This is a genomic window from Lysinimonas soli (assembly GCF_042655435.1).
Taxonomy (GTDB): domain Bacteria; phylum Actinomycetota; class Actinomycetes; order Actinomycetales; family Microbacteriaceae; genus Lysinimonas; species Lysinimonas soli.
The window spans coordinates 875,505-897,430 of record NZ_JBHSMG010000001.1; the positions used below are offsets into that span (position 1 = coordinate 875,505).

Below are 21,926 nucleotides of genomic sequence, written 5' to 3' on the forward strand. Positions count from 1 at the left end.
GCGATGACATCGCGAGCGCTGCACTTCGAGATCCCGATCGACGACCCGGACCGCGCGACCGCGTTCTATCGCGCGCTCTTCGGCTGGGAGCCGCACCAGTGGGGCGAGAGCCCGTACTGGAACGTCGCCGACGATCCGGCGCAGCCGGGCATCGCGGGCGCCCTTGCTCCCCGTGCCGAGGGCGGCGATGGGGTGCTGATCTACGTCGGCGTCGACGACATCGACGCCGCGCTCGAGCGGGCGTCGGCCGCCGGCGGAGGCGTCGCGTCGCCCAAGTCCGAGGTTCCGGGTGTGGGCTGGGTTGCGCGCGTCCGCGATACCGAGGGCAACGTCGTCGGTCTCCTTCAGCCCGCGATGGGCTGACTCACCGGGCGAGCGAGTAGCGGTTCTCGGGACGACCCGTCGAGCCGTAGCGCAACTCGAGCTTGACGGCCTTGGTCTGCTCGAGCCGGGTGAGGTACCGCTGGGCGGTTGCTCGGCTGATCCCGACGATCGCGGCGACCTCCGACGCCGACAGGCTGCGGTCGCTGTGGGCCACCGCGTCGTAGATGAGCTGCAGGGTCGGGGCCAGGCGTCCGCCCGCCTCGCCCGAGGCCGCGGCGGGGACGGGCCTGAGCAGGTCGAACATGCGGTTCACCTCGTCTTGCGTCGCGTCATCCGGCCACTCGGAGATCAGCTGGTTCGCATGGCGGAAGGCCTCGAGTCGCTCCGCGAGCGCGGCGAATCCGAACGGCTTGACCAGGTAATGCATCGCCCCGAGCTGAACCGCCTGGCGCACCGTCGCGACGTCGCTCGCCGCCGAGATCACGATGACGGCGGGGGAGGAGGGGGTGCTGTGCAGGGTCCGGGCCACCTGGATGCCGTCGCCGTCGGGGAGGTAGATGTCCAGGAGGATGAGGTCGGGGTGCAGGCTGCCCGCCAGGCTGACGGCATCGGCCGCCGTGTGGGCCGTGCCGACCACGCGGAATCCGGGCACCCGCTCCACGAAGCCGACGTGCACGGCGGCGACCCGGTAGTCGTCGTCGACCACCAGGACGGTGAGCGCGTCGTCGTTCACTGCGGCGGTCCAGGGGTCAGCACGGTCGTGCGTGGAAGCAGCACCGAGAAGGTGGCACCGGGCCCCTCCGAGACCGTGACGGTTCCCCCGAGTTTGCTGACCGTGCCCTGGACGAGCGAGAGCCCCAGTCCGCTGTGACGCACGAGGGTGCCGCGCTTGGTCGTGTAGCCGTTCTGGAAGATGTGCGGGGCGGCTCCCCGCGCGACGCCGGGCCCGTTGTCGGTGACACGCACCGTCATCTCGCCCGCCGTTTCGACGACGCTGACCTCGACGCGGCGGGGCGACGGCGCCCCGACCAGCGCGTCGAAAGCATTGTCGATGAGGTTGCCGAGCACGGTCGTGAGGGCTTGCACGCGGTCGGGTGCGTCACCGAGTCGGGTGTCATCGGAGATGACGAACTCGATCCCGCGCTCGTTGGCCTCCGCGGCCTTGCCGAGCATGAGTCCGACGATCTGGGGCGCGCCGATGTGCGTGCGCAGGGTCTGGTCCAGGTCGGCGGCGGTTCCCCGGATCTCGTTGAGGTACTGCAGCGCCTCGGCCGGACGATCGAGCTCCAGCAGGCCGGCGATCGCATGCATGCGATTCGAGAACTCGTGCTGCTGCGCCCGCATCGACTCGGTGAGGCTGCGTTCCCCGTCGAGCTCGCGGGTGAGGCCCTCGATGTCGGTGCGGTCGCGCAGCGTGATCACGGTGCCGTGCGGGCGATTGCCCAGGCTGACCGGCATTCGGTTGATGATCAGGCAGTGGTCGTCGGTGATGACGACATCGTCGCTGACGACCGTCGTTCCGGTGAGCGCGTCGCGCAGCTGACCGGGAGCCAGAACATCGCGAAGGCGGTGACCGGTCGCGTTCGACGGCAGGCGCAGCAGGCGCTGGGCCTCGTCGTTCACGACGCTGATCCGACCGACCGGGTCGACGGCGATCACCCCTTCGCGGATGCCGTGCAGCGTCGCTTCGCGTTCCTGCAGTAGTCGGGCGATCTCGTCAAGCTCGAGCCCGAAGGTCCGGCGCTTCATGAGGCTGGCGAGACCCCAGGCGGCGAGGGCGCCGATGCCGAGCATGACCGCGAACCAGATGCCGTAGGAGGGCAGCTGATCGAGCAGCTCGGCCGAGACGGAGCTCTCGAGGATGCCGACCGACACCTCGCCGACGAGCGCGCCGCTGGGTCCGTACAGGGGCGCTCGCGCGCTGGCGTTCGTACCCTCGGTGTCGTTGTTGATGCCGAGGTGCACATTGCCGTCGCTCACCAGGATCGGCTCGCCGACCTTCTTGCCGATCAGCTGTGGGTTGGGATGGGAGTGCCGAACCCGGTTCATGTCGATGAGCACGACGTATGACGCGCCGGTGCGCACCGCGGTGGAGTTCGCGAGGTCCTGTTCCTGGGCGGCGCAGCCCGGGTCATTGCCCGCCATGCACTGCCGGATGACCGGGTTTAGCGCGAAGGTCTCGGCGATCGCCGCGGCCCGGGTCTGATAGTCGTGGTCGAGGTGATCGCGAGCGGTCTGGGCGAACAACGCGAAACCGACCGCCAACGAGACGACGAGGATCACCAATTGAGCCAGGAATATCTGGCTCGAGAGTTTTCTGATCCGCCGTCGCATCGTGCTGATTGTGACAGTTCCCCGGGCGGATTGCATGAGCGCAGAATGCGCAGAACCTCCGTCAAGGCGCACAACGGAGTTGATGGCGCACAAGCGAGACGGGGGCCCGAGGGCCCCCACACACTGTGTCTGCACCCGTACCGAAAGACAGAGAGGTCTTCGCTCATGGCTGACATCAGTCCCGGCCGTCCACCCGGCATCGCCGATTCCCCCGCCGACGCGGCGCGGATCGACATCGTCGGCCTGACCAAGCGCTACCTGACGCCGAAGGGTGAGACCTTCACGGCCATCCACGACGTGAGCATGACCGTCGAGGCCGGGCAGTTCTGCGCGATCGTGGGCCCGACCGGCTGCGGCAAGTCGACGACCCTGGCCCAGGTCTCCGGACTGGAGCGGCCCAGCGGCGGCTCGGTGAGCGTCGGCGGCAAGCTCGTCGAGGGCATCACCAAGGGCGTCAGCTACATGTTCCAGGCCGACGCGCTCTTCCCGTGGAAGACCGTGCTCGACAACGTGATGGTCGGGCCGATCCTGATGGGCACCTCCCCGCGGGAGGCCACCGCGCTGGCTCGCGACTGGCTTCGCCGGGTCGGCCTTGCCGGCTTCGAAGACCGCTACCCGCATCAGCTCTCCGGAGGCATGCGCAAGCGCGTCGCCATGGCCGCGGCTCTGATCAACAACCCGCGGATCCTGCTGATGGACGAGCCGTTCGGCGCGCTCGACGTGCAGACCAAGGCGATCATGCAGACCGAGTTGTTGCAGCTCTGGGAGGAGCTCCGCCCCTCCGTGCTCTTCATCACCCACGATCTCGACGAAGCGGTCGCCCTCGCCGACAAGGTCGTGATCATGACCAGCAGCCCGGGATCGGTCAAGAACGTCTTCGACATCAACCTTCCCCGTCCGCGTGGCGATGTGCAGGAGATCCGCCACGAGGAGCGCTTCCTCGAACTGCAGGGGCAGATCTGGCAGTCACTGAAAGAAGAAGTCACTCGCGCCTACGCGCAGACGGCGGGGGCGGCAGCATGACCACGGCGAGCTACGGCACGTACGTCGCGCCGGATCAGGAAGTCGAACTCCAGCTCTCGGCCCGGCGGGCCCGCTCGCGCCGCACGGCGTGGATCCGCGTCGGTCAGGCGCTCGTGGCCGTGGTGGTGCTCGGTGGCTGGCAGTGGTTCACCGCGGTCGGCTGGGTCGACAAGTTCTTCTACGGGCAGCCATCCGGGATCTGGAACAGCCTGGTGCACCTCTTCACGGTGGGGACGGCCTTCGGCACCATCTGGGAGAACCTCTGGATCACGGTGCAGGAGGCGCTGTTCGGCTTCCTGCTCGGAACCCTGTTCGGCGTCGTCGTCGGGATCCTGCTCGGATCGAACCGCTACCTCGCCGCGGTCTTCGGACCGTACATCAAGATCGTCAACTCGATTCCCCGCATCATCCTGGGGTCGATCTTCATCGTGGCGTTCGGGCTCGGGGTGTTCCCGAAGGTCCTGCTCGCGGCGGTCCTCGTCTTCTTCGTGGTCTTCTTCAACGCCTTCCAGGGCGTGCGCGAGGTGGATCAGAACCTCGTCGCCAACGTGCGCGTGCTGGGGGCGTCGCCCCTGCAGGTCGCCCGCCACGTGACGATCCCGTCGGCCATGACCTGGATCATCGCGAGCCTGCACACGGCGTTCGGGTTCGCCATCATCGGTGCCCTCGTCGCCGAGGTGCTCGGCGCCCAGCACGGTATCGGGCTGATCATCAGTCAGGCGCAGGGCAGCTTCGATCCGGACACCGTGTTCGCCTGCATGGTGATCACGGCGGTGTTCACCCTCACCGCGGAGTACCTCATCACCCTGCTCGAGCGTTCGCTGCTGAAGTGGCGGCCGCCGAACCGCTCCGAGTCTCAAGCCATCTGAGCATCACCCTCCCTCGTCGCGCCGCGCTCGGCCGCGACCGCAGACCCCCGAACCCTTCGGGGCCATCGAAAGGAACACCACAACCATGATGAAACACAGCATCGTCGCTGTTGCCGTCACCGGAGTGATCGCACTCAGCCTCGCGGCCTGCAGCACGTCGGGAGGCGGCACGGGAGGCACCAGCGCGACCGCCATCCCGACCGTCAAGCTGATGGTCGGCGGCATCGACAAGCAGATCTACCTGCCCTACCAGCTCGCCCAGAACCTCGGTTTCTACAAGAAGTACGGCGTGAACGTCGAGCTCTCGACCGAGCAGAACGGCGGCGTCGGCGCCGAGGACGCGATGGCGTCGGGTCAGGTCGACATGGCGGGTGCCTGGTACGTGCACACGGTCGACTTCCAGACCAAGGGCAAGGACGTGATCGACATCGTGCAGCTCTCGGGCGCCCCCGGCGAGCGCGAGATGTGCAGCAACAAGAGCGGGGTGCACTCCGCGGGCGACTTCAAGGGCAAGACGCTCGGGGTCACCGACCTCGGATCGGGAACCGACACGCTCACGCAGTTCCTCGCGTCGCAGAAGGGGATCGCGCACAGCGGCTACCACACCCTCGCGGTGGGGGCCGGAACGACGGCCATCGCGGCGATCCAGACCGGCACCGCCGACTGCGTCATGACGACGCAGCCCACGGTCGGCGCCCTGACGAGCAAGGGGCTGGCCTACACGGCCGTCGACCTGGCCACCGCATCCGGCGCCACGAAGGCGCTCGGCGGCGACTGGCCCGCGGCGAGTGTTCTGGCGCAGGCGGATTGGGTGAAGTCCCATCAGGGCGCCGTTCAGAGCGTGGTCGATGCACTGGTCGCCACCTTGCACTGGATCAACACCCACTCGGCCACGGACATCGCCAACAAGCTGCCGGCCGACTTCGTGCAGAACGCCACCATCACCAAGGCGCAGTACATCGCCGGCCTGACCACCGACAAGGGTCAGTTCCTGCCCGACGGCATCATGCCCGCGGGCGGCCCGAAGGTGATCTTCTCGATGGAGAAGGCGCTCGGAGTCGACACCTCGAAGATCAGCATCGCGGGAACCTTCACCAACAAGTACACGCTCGCGGCCAACAAGCTCGAGGGCTTCACGGTCACGTCGACGCCGGCCGGTGCCGACGGGTAGTCATCCGCATATGCCGAGGCGGCCATGCCGGTACCGCCTCGCCGACGGCCCGCGTGGACATCCACGCGGGCCGTCGTGCGCGTCAGCTCGTGGCCGCCTCGGCCTCGGCGATCCTGCCGACGGTCTTGAGGAAGCTGTCGGGATTGAGCGAGATCGAGTCGATGCCCTTCTCGACCAGGAACGCGGCGAAGTCCGGATAGTTGCTGGGGGCCTGCCCGCAGATGCCGATCTTGATGCCCGCGGCGTGGGCCTTCTCGATCGCCTCGGCGATCATGTGCTCGACCGCCTCATCGCGTTCGTCGAACAGTTCGGCGAGTTCGCCCGAGTCCCGGTCGACGCCCAGGACGAGCTGGGTCAGGTCGTTGGAGCCGATCGAGAAGCCGTCGAAGCGGGTCGCGAACTCGCCCGCCCGGATCACGTTCGCCGGGATCTCGCACATCATGTAGACCTGCAACCCGTTCTCCCCGCGCACGAGCCCGTTCTGCGCCATCACCTCGAGCACCAGATCGGCTTCTCGCGGGGTGCGGCAGAACGGGATCATCACGATCACGTTCCGGAAGCCCGTGCGTTCCCGTACCCGCTTGATGGCCCGGCACTCGAGAGCGAAGCCCTCCCGGAAGCGCTCGTGGTAGTACCGCGAGGCTCCGCGCAGGCCGAGCATCGGGTTCTCTTCGACCTTCTCGAAGTCGCGGCCGCCGATCAGGTGGGCGTATTCGTTGGTCTTGAAGTCGCTCATCCGCACGATCACGTCGTGGGGATGGTACGGGGCCGCGAGCTTGGCGATACCCAGGGCCAGGGTCTGCACGAAGAACTCCTGGGGGTCGTCGAATCCGGCCGTGAGCTGGTGGATCTGGCGGCGGTCGCCCTCGTCGGTCACCCGATCCGGATGCACGAGCGCCATCGGGTGGATCTTGATCAGGTTGTTGATGATGAACTCCATCCGGGCGAGACCGACACCTGCGGTGGGCAGCCGCCACCACTGGAACGCCGCCGCCGGACTGGCGATGTTGACCATGACTTTGGTGCGCGTCTCGGGCACCGTGCCCAGGTCGATGTCCTCGGTCTCGAACGCAAGCGTTCCCTCGTAGACGTGCCCGATGTCGCCCTCGGCGCACGACAGGGTGACGGCCTGGCCGTTCTTGAGCACCTCGGTCGCGTTGCCCGTGCCGACCACGGCCGGGATTCCGAGTTCGCGGCTGACGATGGCGGCGTGACTCGTCGATCCACCGTGGTCCGTGATGATCCCCGATGCCCGCGTCATGATCGACACCCAGTCGGGGTCGGTCATCTCGGTCACCAGGATCCCGCCGTCGACGAAGTCGTCGATCTGTGAGGGATCCCGCACCACCGAGGCGGTTCCGGTGGCGATGGAGTCGCCGATCGCGGCTCCCGACACCAGCAGCGGCCCCTCCTCGGTGAGGTGATGCACCGTGAAGTTGGTCGTGCTGCGCAGGGCCTGCACGGTCTCGGGACGGGCTTGGACCATGAACAACTCGCCCGTGACCCCGTCGCGAGCCCACTCCATGTCCATCGGGCGCCCGTAGTGCTCCTCGACCAGCACCGCCCAGCGGGCGAGCTGAAGGATGTCGGCCTCGCCGAGCACGAAAGCCCGCCGCTCCCTGGCCGGGGTGTCGACCACGCGGGTGCGGGCATCCCCGCGGCTGCTGTAGACCATCTTGCGCGCCTTGGCGCCGAGGACCATGTCGATGATGGGGGTGGTGGCGGAGTCGGCGAGCAGGGGCTTGTAGACGAGGTAGCGGTCGGGATCGACGGCTCCTTGCACGACCATCTCGCCGAGGCCCCAGGCGGCGCTGATGACGGCGACGCGGGGGAATCCGGTGTCGGTGTCGATCGAGAACATGACCCCCGACCCGCCGAGGTCGGAGCGCACCATCTGCTGCACCCCGATCGAGAGGGCGACGTCCATGTGGTCGAAGTGCTGGGCCTCCCGATAGCTGATCGCCCGGTCGGTGAAGAGGGAGGCGTAGCAGCGCCGACATGCCTCGAGCAACTGGCGTTCGCCGACGACGTTGAGGAAGGTCTCCTGGGCGCCGGCGAAGCTGGCCTCGGGGAGGTCTTCTGCGGTGGCGCTGCTGCGCACGGCGACGGCGAGCTTCTCGACGCCCAGGCGCTTCGCGAGGGCGCGATAGTCGGCTCGGATGGTCTCGGCGATGTCGGCGGGGAACTCGCACGAGAGGAACAGCTCCCGCAACGCCTCGCCGGTCTCGTGCAGGGAGGCGGCGCCCGAACGATGCTGCTCGAGCAGGGCGCGCACCGCGGGCTCCACGTCGTTCGCCTTGACGAAGGCGCGATAGGCGTGCGCCGTGGTGGCGAATCCGTCCGGAACCCGCACCCCCTGGTCGCCGAGTGTGCGGAACATCTCGCCGAGCGAGGCGTTCTTGCCTCCGACCTGCGGGACGTCGGCGATCCCGACCTCGTCGAAGCGGACTGTGTACCGATCATCCATCGGGAGCTCCCTCGTACTCGGCGTCGACCTGGGCGACGCCGTCTCTGCGGCTACCGTACGTTCGGGGGGACCGGCCCCGATAGGGACTTCCGACCCGTCCGCAGACAGCGAGGTGCCCCGACCAGATCGACTGGTCGGGGCACCGGTGCGGCGAACTCCCGAGGGCTAGTGGCCTCCGCGAGAGCCGTCGCCGAACGTCAGCTCCCAGGTGATGTTGTCACCGTGCTGCTGCGTCCAGAACGCGCGCCATCCGCCCGAACCGAGCCGGGGGAGCTGGGCGCCAAGGATCCCCGCGGTCGAGGGGTCGCCGTTGGAGACGTGGATGCCGGTGATCTCGTTGTCACCGTCGTTGTATCCCGGGCTGGTGTAGTGGTCGTACGTCGCCGACCCGTCGCGTCCTTCGCCGAGCCAGCGGACGATCGCGGGGGCCTTGTTGCTGCGGTCGTTCAGGGCGATCACATAGCCGGAATCGAGCAGATTGCGCTGCGTGTGCAGGCCGTCTCCGGCGTCTTCGACGACGAGCAGCTGGTCTTTCGACGCGAACGAGATGTTGTCGAGGCCGGTGTGCTGCACGTCGCCGAGGTACACCGGCGAGAGCGTGCCGGTGCTCGCGGTCGACGACTTCTGGCTCAGCTTGAAGACGCCGCCGAACGCGCCAGGCAGCTTGCTCGTCGCGCTGGTGTCGCCGGTCTCGGTGAAGTAGAACTCGCCGAAGTTGCTGCCGGGGCGGAACACGCCGTTCTCGGGCCGCTTGAACGGCGTCGCACCCGCTGCCGCAGCCGCGGCGGTCGAGGCGTTGCTCGTTCCGAGGGTGAGGGTCACCCATTTGGTCGAGAACGAGGCGCCGTAGCGGTGCAGCGCCGTGATGAACGGATCGGACGGGTTCGCGGCCAGCTGCTGCGCCGTCACGGGCGAGCCGTTCGACCCGATGACCTGCAGCGCCTGCAGGGTGCCGCTCGACAGATCCGTGTTCTTGGTGGGCGTGAAGCGGTAGAGGTAGCTGTTGGGCACCTTGCCGCCCGAGGCGCCGGCGCCGCCGATGTCTTCGACCAGCCAGATGTTGCCCGCCGCATCGTTCTGGATTCCCTCATAGCCACCGGATCCGAGCGCCGTGAGCGGGGCCAGCTTGCCGTCGACCGCGTTCCCGCTGGCGTCGAGGGTGAGGGCGAAGACGCCGCCCTTGGGCGCGGAGGACTCGGCCGTCAGCAGGAGCTGGTGGGTGAAGGGGTCCCAGGTGATGCCGTCGAAGGTCGGAACCGCGGCGCCGTCGGTACGCGAATCCGCCATCAAGGTGACCCGCTTGCTGAGGTCGGGCTGGTCGAGGTCGATCCGGGTCACGTAGCCGCCGGGGCCGCCCTCGTGTCCCTGGAAGAGGTAGTGCTTGGCGCCGAAGACCAGGTAGACGTTCTTGTCGGGCTCGGTCTTGAAGGCCTCCTTCGGGTCCTGCGTCAGCGGGCCGCCCTGCGAGGTGTCGAAGCCGTAGTGGCTGACCCCTCCGTCGGCGTTGACGAGCGGAAGCTGGCCGTACGCGACCGGGGTCTCCGAGATCCCCGTCGCGAGCACGTTCTGCTGGATGCCATAGGCGGGGTTCGCCGCCACGCCGACGACGTCGAACGCGTTGGATCGGTGCGGGAGGTCGGCCGTCGCCGGCATGGATGCCGCGACCACCGCCGTCAATCCGAGTCCGAGCCCGACCGCTCCGGCAAGCCCGAATCTCATGGACTTCTTCATGGTTCCTCTTTCCCTCGAGTGAGCAGGGCGGATTCCGCCCCCCACGAGGGAAGCAGGCTCCCGTGTCGTCGAGGTGGGCTGAGGGTGAACGGCGGGTCAACAGGGCGCCGGACGGATGAGTCCGCTACCCGGAGGTCGCGTTCCGGGCGCGCTCGATCGCGTCGGCGGCGCGCACCAGGGTCAGATGCGACAGGGCCTGCGGGGTGTTGCCGACGTGCCGCCGATCGTCGACGTCGTATTCCTCCGAGAGCATGCCCACGTCGTTGCACAGGCCCACGAGCCGGTCCATCAGGGCGACGGCGTCGTCGAGCCGGCCCGAAGCGGCGTACTGCTGCGCGAGCCAGAAGGAGCAGGCCAGAAAGGGATGCTCGTCGCCGACGAGCCCGTCGACGCCCGTCGACACCTCGTAGCGCATCACCAGGCCGTCGCGGATCAGGCCGCGCTCGATCGCGGCGACGGTTCCGAGCATCCGCGGGTCGTCGGCCGCGACGAACCCGATCTGCGGGAGCGCGAGCAGCGAGGCGTCGATGGCGGTGCTGCCGTAGTACTGCACGAAGCTGTTCAGCGCCGGGTCGAAACCGTTGCTCTCGATCTCGTTCCGCAGCTGATCGCGCACCGCGATCCAGCGATCGACGGGGCCATCGAGGCCGTGCTCGTGCACCGCGCGGATGCCGCAGTCGAAGGCCGCCCAGATCATCGCCCGGGAGTGGGTGAAGCGGTGCTCGGGCCCGCGGATCTCCCAGATGCCGTGGTCGTCGCGGTCGAGCACCTGCTCGGCACGGTCAAGCAGCGCCAGTTGCAGCGACCACGAGAACCTGTCCTCGACGATGCCGCTCTCTCGGGTCTGCTGCAGGGCGAGCATGACCTCGCCGAAGATGTCGCCCTGGAACTGCAGCACGGCTCCGTTGCCCACGCGCACGGGCGATGCGCCGCGGTAGCCGGGCAACGAGTCGAGCTCCCACTCGGGCAGGCGCCGTTCGCCGGCTACGCCGTACATGATCTGCACATCGGCGGGGTCACCCGCGATCGCCCGGAGCAGCCAGTTGCGCCAGGCGTGGGCCTCGTTGTCGAAGCCGTGCTCAAGCAGGGCCTGCAGGGTCAGCGAGGCGTCGCGCAGCCAGACGTAGCGGTAGTCCCAGTTGCGAGCGCCGCCGAACGCCTCCGGCAGGCTCGTGGTCGCGGCGGCCACGATGCCGCCGGTCTCTTCGTGCGTGAGCGCCCGCAGCATGAGCAGCGATCGACGCACCTGCTCCGAATACGGTCCACTCGCCTCGATGCTCTTCGCCCAGCCTCTCCACCAGGCCTCGGTGGCGCGGATCCGGTCGTTGACGTCGATCGGAGCCGGGGGCTCCCGGTGGGAGGGGTACCAGGTGAGCACGACGTCGACGGTCTCGCCCGCCGAGACGGTGAAACGCGAACGGTGCACCATCCCGTCGGCCTCGAGTTTCGGTCCGCGTACGACCACCGAGTCCGGGCCGGCGACCGCGAGGAGGGCGTGCGAGTCGGGGCCGGGGCCGTCGTGCTCGGGGGCCTGGCGGATCCACGGGACGGCGGACGCGTAGTCGAAGCGGATGCGGAGCACCTGCTCCATCTGCACCGAGCCGCGCACGCCGCGCACCCGGCGCACGACATCCGCTCGTCGATCGCCGCGCGGCATCAGATCGACGACCTCGACCTCGCCGTCGTCGGTGACCCAGCGGGTCGCCAGCACGAAGGTGTCGTCGTGGTACGCCCGCGAGGTGGCGAGCGCCGCGCCGAGGGGCGCGATTCGCCAATGCCCCTGCTCCTCATCCCCGAGCAGGGCTGCGAAGGCGGAGGCGGAATCGAAGCGGGGCAGGCACAGCCAGTCGATGCTGCCGTCCATCCCGACGAGCGCCGCGGTGTGGCAGTCCCCGATGACTGCGTAGTCTTCGATCGCGAGGGGCACGCAGGTATCCTCCCAGCCCGCCGGACCTGACGAGCCGTGACGCTCGCGCGTCGGGCATCTCTCAGCGAACGTCGGTCAGGTGCTCCAGTGCGGGAAGGGCACCCGAGATCGCCGCGAGTTCGGCGGGCGCGAGTCGCTCGAGCAGCTCCGAGACTACGGCGGCCCGGGTGGCGCGCGCCGCCAGGATCGCATCGGTGCCGTCGTCGGTGATCGCGACCAGCACGGCGCGGCCGTCCTCGGGGTCGGCGCTGCGCTCCACGAGCCGGCGGGACTCGAGTTCGGCGACCGTCCGCGTCATGGTCGGGGCCGAGACGCTCTCGAGCTGGGCGAGATCCGAGAGACGCAGCGGCCCGTGTCGGGCGATCATCGCCAGCGCCGAGAGCAGGCCGTGACTCAGGCCCCCGGTCGCTGCCTGCATCCGCCGGTTGAGCCGGCCCACCACGAGGGCGAGCCGCTCAGCGCCGGATGCGGTCGGCGCGTCAGACATCGCTGAGGGCGTCCGCGGCCTGGATGTCGCCCGACGACGCTACGCCGGCGGACGTCGCGGTCGTGCCCGTCGCCGCAGCCCCCGCCGTCGCCACCGCCGCGGTGTCGGCGTGCACGTACTTGCCGCCCATGACCACCGAGGCGATCGCCCCGATGACCGACATCAGGGCCGCCGCGACGAAGACGATCACGAGACCGGCGTGGAACGGGTCCGAGATCAGCTGCGGGAAGAACGACTTCCCGGTGAGGACGGCCAGGTCGTGCGCGGGGATCGCATCCGTCACCTTGAGCTGCTCGAGCAGAGACTTGATGGGGTTGTAGCCCAGGAAGGCCGCGAAGAGGTTGCTGACCGGCGGGATCTGCGCCGCCGCCTGCACCGCCGCGTCGGGCACGTGATGTACAGCGAGCCCGGTGCTCAAGGCCTTCGGCAGGGTGTTCGCCAGTCCCGCGATCATCAGCGAGAAGAAGATGCCGATCGAGAGGGAGTTGCCGGCGTTCTGGAAGGTGCCGGTCATTCCGGATGCCGCGCCGCGCTGGTCGGCGGGAACGCTGTTCATGATCGCCGTCCGGTTCGGTGCCGCGAACATCCCGGAACCGATCCCGTTGAGGAAGGTGATGATCGCGAACACCCAGTATTCGAAGTTCACGGGGATCAGCAGCAGGGCCACGAAGGTCACCGCGACGAGGAGCAGGCCCGCCGTCGCGAAGGTGCGGGCGCCGAAGCGGTCGGAGAGGGTTCCCGAGAGGGGGCCCGACACCAGGAAGCCGACGGTCAGGGGCAGCAGGTAGATGCCCGCCCAGAACGGGGTCGACTCGTAGCTGTAGCCGTGCAGCGGCAGCCAGATCCCCTGCAACCAGATGATGAGCATGAACTGCAGGCCGCCTCGACCGACCGAGGCGAGCAGACCGGCCAGGTTGCCGAAGACGAATGCCCGGATGCGGAACAGCTTCAGGTTGAACATCGGCTGTTCGACGCGGCTCTCGATCAGCACGAAGATCGCGAGCAGGGCGATGCCGCCGATGATCCCCGCGAGCACCCAGGGGTTCGTCCAGCCGGTCGAGCTGTCGCCGTAGGGCTGGATGCCGTAGGTGATCCCGGCCAGCAGTGCCGTGAGCCCGACCGCGAACACGATGTTGCCCGGCCAGTCGACCTTGCCCGCCCCGCGGGCCGACACCTCGTGCAGCGACTTGTACGACCAGATCGTGCCCAGCACGCCGAACGGCACGCTCACGACGAAGATGGCGTGCCAGTCGATCGACGCGAGAAGGCCGCCGAGGATGAGGCCGAAGAAGGTGCCCGCGATGGCCGCGATCTGGTTGACGCCGATCGCGAATCCGCGGCGGTTGACCGGGAACGCGTCGGTGAGGATCGCGGTCGAGTTCGCGAAGAGCATGGAACCGCCGACCGCCTGTAGCACGCGCCAGCCGATCAGCCAGAGGGCGCCGCCGCCGCCGGTCAGCGGGTCGAAGACCAGGGCGATCGCCGCGACCGTGAAGAGGACGAAGCCCAGGTTGTAGATCCGCACGCGCCCGTAGATGTCGCCGAGGCGACCGAAGCTCACCACGAGAACGGCGGTGACCAGGATGTAGCCCATCAGCATCCAGAGCAGGTAGCTGACGTTGCTGGCCTCAAGCGGGTCGAGCTTGATCCCGGTGAAGATCGCAGGCAACGAGATGAGCACGATCGAGCCGTTGATGGTGGCCATCAGCATGCCGAGGGTGGTGTTGCTCAGCGCGATCCACTTGTAGTTCGGGTGGTCGCGGTGGAACATTCCGGTGCGCTCGCGCGCGGTGACGTCGGTCTTCTTCTCGGACACGCTGCTCCTGGGGGATGCACGGAGGCGGTCGCCGTCGACCGTCGCGGATAGTTAGTTGTTGAGTGACAAGCATATGACCCTCCTGGGAATACGATGCAGACATGCCCGTCACCGTCTCTGAGATCCGACTCCCCGAGGTGGCCGGGGGAAGCGACGGGCTGACCGGGGTGCTCGCCGTGCCCGAGGGGCCAGGACGGTGGCCCGGGGTAGTACTGGTGCACGAGGCGTACGGCATCACCGACGTGATGCGACGCCAGGTCGCGCGCATCGCCGAGGCGGGCTACCTGGCGCTCATGCCCGATCTGTTCGCGCAGGGCGGCGCCCGTCGGTGCCTCGTCGCCACCTTCCGGGCGCTGCGCACGGGGGAGGGGCGGGCCTTCGTCGACATCGACACCGCGCGGAACGTGCTGGCCGCCCGTCCCGACTCGACCGGGCGCGTCGGGGTGCTCGGCTTCTGCATGGGCGGCGGGTTCGCGCTGGTGGCGGCATCCGGACACGACTTCGCGGCGGCATCCGTGAACTACGGGATGCTGCCGCGCGAGCTCGACGAAGCGATCGAGCACGCCTGCCCGATCGTCGGCAGCTACGGCGGACGCGATCGTTCGCTCGCCGGAGCGGCGGCGCGCCTCGAGACCGTGCTCACGGCGCACGGGATTGCGCACGACGTCAAGGAGTATCCGGATGCCGGCCACTCCTTCCTCAATGACGCGGAGTCGGGACCGTTCGCCGTGCGGCTGCTCACGAAGCCGATCCTCGGCGCGGGACCGAACCCGGAGGCGGCGGCCGACGCCTGGCACCGCATCGAGGCGTTCTTCGGCGAGCACCTGGGTCGGGCCGCTCGTTCCGACGGCTCGGCCTGAGCTTCCTGCCCGCTCGGGCAGGAACACCGGTTACTCGGCGCCCCCATCAGCTCACGGCGGTCGTGTCTTCCTGATCGCCCGACGGGATGCCGAGCCGGCTGCGGGCGTGTGTCGAGCCGGCTGCGGTCGGATGCTCGGCCCGACCCTCCCGGGCCCCGCCTCGGGCCGCAGTTTCGCGCCTGGATCCTGCCGACCCGGACTGCTGGGAGGATGAGTGCATGATCTACGAATCCCGCGTCTACACCACCCTGCCCGGCCGCATGCCCGCCCTGCTCGCCCGCTTCGAGAACGTGACGCTCGGGTTCTGGGAGAAGTACGGCATCCGGCAGGTCGCGTTCTTCACGACCGTGATCGGCGAGTCGAGCCAGGACCTGAGCTACCTGCTCGCCTGGGAGTCGATGGCCGAGCGCGAGCAGAAGTGGACGGCGTTCCAGTCCGACCCCGAGTGGGTCGCCGCGCGCGCGGCCAGCGAGGCCGATGGGCAGATCGTGGCCAACATCGCGAGCTCGTTCCTCACGCCGACGAAGTTCTCGGCGCTGCGGTAGGGCGGCCGGCGACCTCAGCCCATCGACGGTTTGACGTCGCGGACGATCGACTCCAGGATGCGGGCGTTGAACTCGACGCCGAGTTGGTTCGGGACCGTGACGAGCACCGTATCCGCCAACTGGACGGCGGCATCTTGGGCGAGTTCGGCGGCGATCACGTCGGGCTCGCCGATGTAGCTGCGGCCGAAGCGCGCGTTCCCGCCGTCGAGCCAGCCGACCTGGTCCTGCGAGTCGGCTTGGGCCCGGACGCCGAAGTAGTGCCGGGTCTCGTCGTCGATGAGGGGCAGGATGCTGCGGCTCACCGACACCCGAGGCTCGCGGGTGTGCCCCGCCGCCTGCCAGGCATCACGGAACATGACGATCTGCTCGGCCTGAAGCTCGTCGAACGGAACCCCGGTGTCTTCCGTGAGCAGGGTCGAGCTCATCAGGTTCATGCCCTGCTCGGCCGTCCAGACCGCGGTCGCACGGGTACCCGCACCCCACCAGATGCGGTCGGGCAGGCCGGGCGAGCGCGGCTCGATCGCGAGGGGGCGGCTCTGTCCCGTCATCTGCGGGTTCGACATCGCGACCCCCGCGCCGGCGATCGCGGCGCGGAACACCTCGGTGTGGCTGCGGGCCATGTCGGCATCCGTCTCGCCCTCGCCGGGGAGGTAGCCGAATGAGTGCGATCCGTTCAACGCGGTCTCGGGCGAACCGCGACTCACGCCGAGCTGCAGCCGTCCACCGCTGATCAGGTCGGCCGCCGCGGCGTCCTCCGCCATGTACAGCGGGTTCTCGTACCGCATGTCGATCACCGCGGTGCCGAGTTCGATCGTGCGCGTGCGGGCACCCATCGCGGCGAGCAGGGGGAAGGGGGAGGCGAGCTGGCGGGCGAAATGATGCACGCGCACGTAGGCGCCCTCGACGCCGACCTCCTCGGCCGCGACGGCGAGCTCGATGCTCTGCTGCAGGGCGTCCGCGGCCGTGCGCACCTGCGAACCGGGAACGTCCTGCCAGTGCCCGAATGAGAGGAAGCCGATCTTGGTGACCATATGCCCCCGAACGTATCGGAGGCGCGCGCGATTCCCGTCGTGTTTCGGCCGAGTTACATCTTGCGGTCGGCTCTTCCCGTCCGGTGAGCGCGGGAGTACCTTCCAAACACACAATCAATGGTTGTTTAGAAGTTAGGAGCGATGTGCTCGAGGAAGAGCTGGATCGCGCGGTCACCGAACTCGCGCCGCGTGCCTTCGAGCTGCTGAGTCGCTTGGTCGCCGAGCCGAGCACGGTCGGGCAGGAGCAAGGGGCTGAGCGGATACTCGCCGAGGCCATGATGAGCGCGGGATTCGCCGTCACCGAGCTGCCGATCCCCGCCGGGATCCGGGACGATCCGGCGGCCGGCGTTCCCAGCCGCTCCTACGATGGCCGATTCGATCTGATCGGGCATCGCGGCGACTCGACGGCCGCTCGCACCCTGCTTCTCAACGGGCACATCGACGTCGTGCCGGCCGACGAGCCGGATCGCTGGTCGTCTCCGCCGTTCGTCCCGACCGTCCGCGACGGCTGGCTCGTCGGCCGCGGCGCCGGCGACATGAAGGGCGGATTCGCCGCGGGTCTGCTCGCACTCTGGGCGCTCGATCGTGTGATCCCGGGATGGATGACCGGCGGCCTGACCTTCGTGGCGGCGATCGAAGAGGAATACACCGGCAACGGCACCCTCGCCGCGGCACGGGCGGGCCACCTCGCCGAGGCGGCTCTGCTGCTGGAACCGACCGATCTCGACATCCTGCTCTCGGGGATCGGCATCATCTGGGTCGGCATCGAGGTCGACGGCTACGCGGCGCACGCGGAGGCCGCCGAAGCGGCCGTCAACCCGATCCTGGCCGCGGCGCCGGTCATCCGAGGTCTTCAGGCTCTCGAACGCGAGATGAACGAAGGGCACGCCGACGGCTCGGACACCGACCCCGCGTTCGCGACGATCGCCCACCCCTACAACGTCAACATCGGCACGTTCCACGCGGGGGACTGGGACTCGAGCGTGCCGTCGATCGCCCGGATCGGGGTGCGAGTCGGGCATCCGGGTGGCTGGACCAGCGAGCAGGCCCTCGCTCGGGTGAAGTCGGCCATCGATACCGAGACGGCGGGCGACGCCTGGCTGAGCACTCATCCACCGCGACTCGCCCTCACCGGGTTCCGCGCCGAACGCTATTCGCAGGCTGCGGACGTCGAACTCGTGCGTGCGCTCGCCGCCGCCCACCACGACGTCCACGGCACCGAACCGTCACGGGTGAGTCTCGGATCCACCACCGACGCGCGGTTCTACGTCAACCAGTTCGGGCTCCCCACGGCGGCATACGGCCCCCGCACCCGGAACATCCACGGCACCGACGAGGCCGTCGAACTCGCCAGCATCGTCGATTGCGCTCGCGCGGTCGCCCGCTTCCTGCGCGACTGGTACGGGGAGGCGTCATGAGTCAGCTCCCGAGCGAACCAGTCGGCGCCCTGCGGCCCCTGCTGGCCGAGACAGCGGCGGCACGCATCGCCGACAGGTTCGTCACCGCGATCGCGCTCGGTCATTTCGTCGTGGGCCAGAAGCTGCCCTCCATTCCGGAGCTCGCGGGGATGCTCGAGGTCAGCCCGACCACGGTCAGGGAGGCGCTGAGTCGGCTCTCCGCCCTCGGCTACGTCACGGTCAATCGGGGCCGCCACGGCGGGACTGTCGTGGTGTCGCAGTGGGGGCCGGCATCCGACTCGATGGTGCGGCGGGCCTTGGAACCCGAGTGGCAGCAACTCGAGGTCACCCTCGACTTCCGCTCGCTCATCGAGCAGCAGATCGCCCGCACGGCGGCCGAGCGGCATTCACCCGCCGACATCCGGCGCATCGAGCGCGCCGTCCGCGCATACGAGACGGCCGACCACGACCGGGACGCGTCGCGGTTGGCCGACCTCGAGGTGCATCAGGCGATCGCGGCCGCGACCCAGAACCCGCAACTGGCCGAACTGAGCCTGCGAATCCGACACCAGGTGAGTCTCGGTTTCGAAGCGGAGCCCTACAACCCGACGGTGCGGGCCGCGGCGGTGCAGCAGCACGCGGAGTTGGCACGAGCGGTGATCGAGGGGCGCGGAGACGACGCGGCCGAGATCGCCGACACGCACTTCTCACTGACGGCAGACATCCTTCGCGAGCTTCACGCACGCACCCACCACACCGAACTCGACAACTGAGGAGCCTCCCATGTCCACGGCGCACGTCAACGGGATCGACATCAACTACGAACTGGACGGGGATGGGCCTGAGACGGTCGTCCTCATCAACGGGCTCGCCGACGAACTCGAGACGTGGGCGTACCAGATGCCGGCGCTGCTCGACGCCGGCTACCGGGTTCTGCGATTCGACAATCGCGGCATCGGGCGCAGCGAGAAGCCCGCGGGCCCCTACAGTTCGCAACTCATGGCCGACGACGCCAAGGCTCTGGTGGACTCGCTCGGGCTCAGGGACTTCCACCTCATGGGGGTCTCGATGGGCGGCATGATCGCCCAGAGCTATGCGCTGAGCTATCCGGGCGATCTGAGATCGTTGACGCTCGCGTGCACCTACGCGGCGCCCGGCCCCTTCTGCTCCCGCATGTTCTCCATGTGGGCCGACACCGCGCGCGTCATGGGGGTTCCCATGGTGATGCGCGACGTCACCCTCTGGGCGTTCACCCTCGACTTCTTCCGGGAGCGCGAGAGCGAGCTCATCGAGTTCGAGACGGCGATGCGTTTCATGGATCAACCGGTGCACGCCTACTTGGCGCAGCTGGCCGTGATCCAGGAGCACGACGCCACGGTCTCGCTTCCGGCGCTGTCTGCGGTGCCGACCCTCGTGCTCGCGGGGGAGGAGGACATCCTCATCCCGACCCGGTTGTCGCGCGAGCTCGCCGATCTCATCCCCGGTTCCACCTTCGTCACCACCCCCGGAGGCCATGGCTGCATCTGGGAACACCCCGACGATTTCAACTCCGCCTTCGTCGGTTTCCTGCTCGAGAACGGACAGCACTGATGACCCAAATCGCCCCACCCAGCGACACCCTCGATGTGCCGAAGAAGCTCGGCCTGCTCGGCGTCATCATGCCGGGCCTCGCCCAGGTCGCCCCCGCATTCAACCTCTTCTTCACCACGGGGGTGATCGCCTCGCTCGCGGGCGCCTCCGTTCCGCTGGTGTTCCTGATCTCCACGGTCGGGTTCCTCGCAACCGGTCTCAGCCTCGCCCAGTTCTCGAGCGTGTATCCGAGTGCCGGATCGTTCGTGACCTACATCAGCCGCACCTTCGGGTCGGCGGTCGGGACGGCGACCGGGGTGATCACCGTTTTGGGCTACATGATCACCTTCGCCGGCATCTACATCTTCGTCGGCGACTACATCGTGACGAACGTGTTCCTGGTGACCGGCAGCCATGTGGCGCTGACCATCATCACGACGATCGTCTACGGCGCGATCGTCACGGTTCCGGTGATCCTCGGCCTTCAGTTCGGCGTGCGCGTCACGATCGTGCTGTACCTGATCGAGGTCGTGGTGCTGCTCGTCATCAGCTTCTCGGTGCTCTTCCAAGGAGGCTCGAATGGCCTCTCCGGCGCCGCCTTCTCCTGGCCGGCGGGCGCGGGTGCCACCAACATCTTCCTGGCGTTCAGCCTCGCCGTCGTCGCCTTCGGAGGTTTCGAGGCCTCGGCTCCCTTGGCCGAAGAGACCGCCAACCCGCGCCGCAACGTTCCGATCGCACTGGTCGGCTCGGTGCTGATCAGCGGGATCGTCTACGTACTCGGGTCGTGGGCGGTAGTGAGCGCGTTCGGCAACGACGGGGCCAAGGTGGCCAAGGACGGCAACCCGTTCGCCACGGCGGCATCCGGCTTTCTGCACATCGCGATGCCGATCATGGTGCCGATCCTCGCTGCGGTGTTCCTGGTCAGTGTGACGAGCTCCTACATCGCCGCGAACACCCAGACCTCGCGGGTCATCTTCGCGGGGGCCCGTGGTGGGCTCTGGCCGCGAGCACTGAGCTCGACCCAGCCGCGCTTCAAGACTCCGTGGGCGGCGGCGATCGCGTTCGTGGCGCCGAGCATCGTCGTCGGCGTGCTGTCGACCATCGTGACCGACCCCGGAACGACGGTCGGCTTCCTGTCGACCTTCGGCATCTTCGGGGTCGTCGTGATGTACACGGTGACCAACGTGGCGCTCTTCGTGCAGTGGTTCCACTTCCGCAAGCGCGGCGTCGCCAAGAACCCCTTCCTCTGGCTCGTCGTACCCGTGATCGGGGTGGCCGTGCTGGCGATCCCGCTCTGGGGCAATCTGCGGCCCGGACAAGGCGGCGCCTTCGACTGGCTCCCGCTCTGGTCGATCGGTCTCGTGGTCGTCGGGATCGTCTACACGGTGGTCCTCGCGATCACCCGTCCGAAGGTGCTTGCCGCGGCGCCGGCCCTCCTCGAGGGTGCCGAGTCGCTTGAGACGGACCCGCTACCCCCGGCTTCCTGACGGTCGGACGCGGTCATGCCCGGGTGGATGTCATCGGCTCCACCCGGGCATGATCGACTCATGGCCCTCCCGCGCTTCCTCAGACCAGCGGTCGCGTGGTGCTCGCGCACACGCCTCTTCCGCGCCGTGGGGCCGACGATCTTGCCACCCCTGGAACGGATGATGGCGCGGCTCACCCGTGGACGCGTGCAGCTGAGCGGACTGCTGCTGCCGTCGCTCGTGCTGCACACGATCGGCGCGAGGTCAGGCCTCGAGCGCGACGTCACCCTGATGTACTGCCCCGAACCGACCGCTCACGGGGAGCAGCTGCTCGTGACCGGGAGCAACTTCGCCCGGCCGCAGCATCCGGGCTGGACCTTCAACCTGATGAAGGCGCCGGATGCCGCGGTCAGCGTGCACGGCCTGCGGATCCCGGTGCGCGCCACCCTCGTCGCGTTCGACGAGCGCGAAGCCGTCTGGCGCGTGCTCGAGGAGAACTGGCCCGGCTACCGCGGCTACGAGCGTCAGTCGGGGCACGTGTTGCGGATCTTCCGGCTGGTGCCGACCGTGACCGGCCGCGAGCTGCGGGAGGCGACTACCGTGCTGCGAGCAGCGCGGAACGCTCCGGATGCCGCTCGAACCACTCGGCGACGTACCAGCAGCTCGGGATGATCGGACCTCGACCTCGGGTCTCCACGTCGTCGACGGCGAAGCCGACGAGTTCGGCCGCGTAACCCTTGCCGCGGAATCGGGGAAGCGTCACCGTGTGGTGCATGACCGTGCCGACGCCGTGATCCTGGTACTCGAGGATGCTGACGACGTCGCCGCCCACCCGCATCGTGTAGCGGTGCGCGTCGGGTTCATGGGCGAACTCGGTGGTCATGTCCGAAACGCTACGCCTCGCGAGCA

The 21,926-nt window shown here is 68.5% G+C and carries 20 protein-coding genes; 11 read left to right on the plus strand and 9 right to left on the minus strand.

Annotated elements, in window-relative coordinates; translation table 11 throughout:
* Nucleotides 1-3 precede the first annotated feature (3 nt).
* The gene (locus tag ACFPJ4_RS04230) at nucleotides 4-363 is read left to right on the plus strand and encodes a VOC family protein (protein WP_386739034.1); all 360 of its coding nucleotides are present in this window, start codon (nucleotides 4-6) and stop codon (nucleotides 361-363) included.
* Between the two features lies 1 nt (nucleotide 364).
* On the opposite strand, the gene ACFPJ4_RS04235 is transcribed toward ACFPJ4_RS04230, so the two are convergent.
* The gene (locus ACFPJ4_RS04235; RefSeq protein ID WP_386739035.1) at nucleotides 365-1,057 is read right to left on the minus strand and encodes a response regulator transcription factor; all 693 of its coding nucleotides are present in this window, start codon (nucleotides 1,055-1,057) and stop codon (nucleotides 365-367) included.
* Nucleotides 1,054-2,607: an ATP-binding protein gene (locus ACFPJ4_RS04240; protein WP_386739036.1), complete on the minus strand. Its 1,554-nt coding sequence runs from the start codon at nucleotides 2,605-2,607 to the stop codon at nucleotides 1,054-1,056. The genes ACFPJ4_RS04235 and ACFPJ4_RS04240 overlap by 4 nt, the downstream gene beginning before the upstream one ends.
* A gap of 216 nt (nucleotides 2,608-2,823) precedes the next feature.
* Between ACFPJ4_RS04240 and ACFPJ4_RS04245 the strand changes: the two genes are divergently transcribed.
* The 3 genes from ACFPJ4_RS04245 to ACFPJ4_RS04255 all read left to right on the plus strand — a co-directional run bounded on the left by ACFPJ4_RS04245 (nucleotide 2,824) and on the right by ACFPJ4_RS04255 (nucleotide 5,721).
* Nucleotides 2,824-3,681: an ABC transporter ATP-binding protein gene (locus tag ACFPJ4_RS04245; RefSeq protein ID WP_386739037.1), complete on the plus strand. Its 858-nt coding sequence runs from the start codon at nucleotides 2,824-2,826 to the stop codon at nucleotides 3,679-3,681.
* On the plus strand, nucleotides 3,678-4,550 hold the full coding sequence (locus ACFPJ4_RS04250; RefSeq protein WP_386739038.1) for an ABC transporter permease: 873 nt from the start codon (nucleotides 3,678-3,680) through the stop codon (nucleotides 4,548-4,550). Before ACFPJ4_RS04245 ends, ACFPJ4_RS04250 begins: the two co-directional genes overlap by 4 nt.
* Before the next feature lie 85 nt (nucleotides 4,551-4,635).
* Entirely contained in the window at nucleotides 4,636-5,721 is a 1,086-nt protein-coding gene (locus tag ACFPJ4_RS04255) for an ABC transporter substrate-binding protein (protein ID WP_386739039.1), read from the plus strand.
* Between the two features lie 82 nt (nucleotides 5,722-5,803).
* Here the strand turns inward: ACFPJ4_RS04255 and ppsA are convergent, their stop codons facing one another.
* The 5 genes from ppsA to ACFPJ4_RS04280 all read right to left on the minus strand — a co-directional run bounded on the left by ppsA (nucleotide 5,804) and on the right by ACFPJ4_RS04280 (nucleotide 14,149).
* Nucleotides 5,804-8,188, minus strand: a complete 2,385-nt coding sequence (ppsA, locus tag ACFPJ4_RS04260; protein WP_386739040.1) for a phosphoenolpyruvate synthase — start codon at nucleotides 8,186-8,188, stop codon at nucleotides 5,804-5,806.
* A 165-nt stretch (nucleotides 8,189-8,353) separates the two neighbouring features.
* A complete protein-coding gene (locus ACFPJ4_RS04265; RefSeq protein WP_386739041.1) occupies nucleotides 8,354-9,919 on the minus strand; it encodes an alkaline phosphatase PhoX in 1,566 nt (521 codons plus the stop codon).
* A 124-nt stretch (nucleotides 9,920-10,043) separates the two neighbouring features.
* Nucleotides 10,044-11,846 carry a glycoside hydrolase family 15 protein gene (locus ACFPJ4_RS04270; protein ID WP_386739042.1) on the minus strand — a complete coding sequence of 601 codons (1,803 nt, stop codon included), beginning with the start codon at nucleotides 11,844-11,846 and terminating at the stop codon, nucleotides 10,044-10,046.
* 61 nt (nucleotides 11,847-11,907) lie between these two features.
* Nucleotides 11,908-12,333 carry a MarR family winged helix-turn-helix transcriptional regulator gene (locus ACFPJ4_RS04275; protein WP_386739043.1) on the minus strand — a complete coding sequence of 142 codons (426 nt, stop codon included), beginning with the start codon at nucleotides 12,331-12,333 and terminating at the stop codon, nucleotides 11,908-11,910.
* Nucleotides 12,326-14,149, minus strand: coding sequence for an MFS transporter (locus ACFPJ4_RS04280; RefSeq protein WP_386739044.1), 1,824 nt, complete (start codon nucleotides 14,147-14,149; stop codon nucleotides 12,326-12,328). Before ACFPJ4_RS04280 ends, ACFPJ4_RS04275 begins: the two co-directional genes overlap by 8 nt.
* Nucleotides 14,150-14,250: 101 nt before the next feature.
* On the opposite strand from ACFPJ4_RS04280, the gene ACFPJ4_RS04285 reads away from it, so the two are divergent.
* Both ACFPJ4_RS04285 and ACFPJ4_RS04290 read left to right on the plus strand, forming a co-directional pair.
* Entirely contained in the window at nucleotides 14,251-15,009 is a 759-nt protein-coding gene (locus ACFPJ4_RS04285) for a dienelactone hydrolase family protein (protein WP_386739045.1), read from the plus strand.
* A gap of 218 nt (nucleotides 15,010-15,227) precedes the next feature.
* On the plus strand, nucleotides 15,228-15,554 hold the full coding sequence (locus ACFPJ4_RS04290) for an NIPSNAP family protein (protein ID WP_386739046.1): 327 nt from the start codon (nucleotides 15,228-15,230) through the stop codon (nucleotides 15,552-15,554).
* Between the two features lie 14 nt (nucleotides 15,555-15,568).
* Here ACFPJ4_RS04290 and ACFPJ4_RS04295 read toward each other — a convergent pair whose 3' ends face one another.
* The gene (locus ACFPJ4_RS04295) at nucleotides 15,569-16,585 is read right to left on the minus strand and encodes an LLM class flavin-dependent oxidoreductase (protein WP_386739047.1); all 1,017 of its coding nucleotides are present in this window, start codon (nucleotides 16,583-16,585) and stop codon (nucleotides 15,569-15,571) included.
* Nucleotides 16,586-16,728: 143 nt separating this feature from the next.
* On the opposite strand from ACFPJ4_RS04295, the gene ACFPJ4_RS04300 reads away from it, so the two are divergent.
* From ACFPJ4_RS04300 to ACFPJ4_RS04320, 5 genes are read left to right on the plus strand one after another with little or no spacing between them, the layout of a single operon-like run.
* On the plus strand, nucleotides 16,729-18,003 hold the full coding sequence (locus ACFPJ4_RS04300) for a M20/M25/M40 family metallo-hydrolase (RefSeq protein ID WP_386739048.1): 1,275 nt from the start codon (nucleotides 16,729-16,731) through the stop codon (nucleotides 18,001-18,003).
* Nucleotides 18,000-18,755 carry a FadR/GntR family transcriptional regulator gene (locus ACFPJ4_RS04305; RefSeq protein WP_386739049.1) on the plus strand — a complete coding sequence of 252 codons (756 nt, stop codon included), beginning with the start codon at nucleotides 18,000-18,002 and terminating at the stop codon, nucleotides 18,753-18,755. Before ACFPJ4_RS04300 ends, ACFPJ4_RS04305 begins: the two co-directional genes overlap by 4 nt.
* A 10-nt stretch (nucleotides 18,756-18,765) precedes the next feature.
* Nucleotides 18,766-19,572 (plus strand): alpha/beta fold hydrolase, encoded by an 807-nt coding sequence (locus tag ACFPJ4_RS04310; protein WP_386739050.1) that lies wholly within the window; start codon nucleotides 18,766-18,768, stop codon nucleotides 19,570-19,572.
* The gene (locus tag ACFPJ4_RS04315) at nucleotides 19,572-21,038 is read left to right on the plus strand and encodes an APC family permease (protein ID WP_386739051.1); all 1,467 of its coding nucleotides are present in this window, start codon (nucleotides 19,572-19,574) and stop codon (nucleotides 21,036-21,038) included. Before ACFPJ4_RS04310 ends, ACFPJ4_RS04315 begins: the two co-directional genes overlap by 1 nt.
* Nucleotides 21,039-21,098: 60 nt before the next feature.
* Nucleotides 21,099-21,689 (plus strand): nitroreductase/quinone reductase family protein, encoded by a 591-nt coding sequence (locus ACFPJ4_RS04320; RefSeq protein WP_386739052.1) that lies wholly within the window; start codon nucleotides 21,099-21,101, stop codon nucleotides 21,687-21,689.
* Here ACFPJ4_RS04320 and ACFPJ4_RS04325 read toward each other — a convergent pair.
* Nucleotides 21,613-21,900 (minus strand): GNAT family N-acetyltransferase, encoded by a 288-nt coding sequence (locus ACFPJ4_RS04325; protein ID WP_386739053.1) that lies wholly within the window; start codon nucleotides 21,898-21,900, stop codon nucleotides 21,613-21,615. The two genes, ACFPJ4_RS04320 and ACFPJ4_RS04325, sit on opposite strands and share 77 nt — an antisense overlap.
* Nucleotides 21,901-21,926: the final 26 nt, after the last annotated feature.